Annotated in this window: 1 protein-coding gene; it reads right to left on the reverse strand. The window is 58.1% G+C overall.

Features of this window, described 5'->3' with window-relative positions; genetic code table 11:
* Positions 1-633: TMEM165/GDT1 family protein (locus NW820_RS12850; protein WP_414407700.1), on the reverse strand; the 633-nt coding region annotated here is incomplete at its 3' end.
* Between the last annotated feature and the right edge of the window lie 254 nt (positions 634-887).

The following is an 887-nucleotide window of genomic DNA, read 5'->3' on the forward strand; positions in this document are numbered from 1 at the left end:
GCTGATCCCGGATCCCAGCAGCTCCCAACCGGTCAGCAACGCAAACACCAGAAATAAGCCGCCCCCCACCCAATGCACGGCGCGTTCAGAGATGTGAGCTGCTAAAAAACGACCTCCCACCACCGCCAGCCCCACCATCAGTCCATGGCCAAGGGTAGCCCCTGCCCAGACGCTCAATCCCGGGTGGGTGGCCGCCAAGGAGACGGTGGCAATCTGGGTTTTATCCCCCAACTCGGCCAAGGCTGTCAAGCTAAAGGCTTCCCACACAATAGCCCAAGCACCGCCGCGGCCCGCCCCTTTTTCTTCTGCCTGCTCCACCAGCCTGAGGGCTTCTTCCTCTTCTTCTTTTTCCTGCTGGGGAGTCATCTTGTAAGCTTGCCAGAGCATTCTCAGCCCAAAAGCCGCGAAAACCCCAGCCGACAACACTCTCACGCCCAGGGGTGGCAGCAGCTTGAAAAGCACCTTCCCGGCCACCACCGCCAGCAAGGTCATCACGGCCAAAGCCAGCCACGTCCCCAAGAAAACCCAGCGGCGCGGGTGTCGCATAGCCAGAATCAGGGGGGTAAAAAAGGTTTTATCCCCAAACTCCGCTACCGTAACCAACAGCAAACTTGACGCAAAACCAGCCCACATCGTTTAGCCTCCAACCTCTCTTGTGTGTGGAATCGGTTCACACCTAGAGGTGAAGGCTGGGAAAGTCAGACGGACTCACCAAGCTCACCTCTGCGTGAACTCAGTGAAAGTCTCGTCACCAAAGCAGCCTGCCGGGCTTGCTTTGTCTCTTGCACCGGGCTGTTTTTAGCCAGTATGTCGATGCAGAGGGCGGTAAGCCGCCTGACTACTCCCTTTCCGTCTGAATGGTAGCATGCTGAGCTCCCAGTGGGAGT

Origin of the sequence: Synechococcus sp. R55.7, assembly GCF_047461955.1 — a bacterium.
Taxonomy (GTDB): domain Bacteria; phylum Cyanobacteriota; class Cyanobacteriia; order Thermostichales; family Thermostichaceae; genus Thermostichus.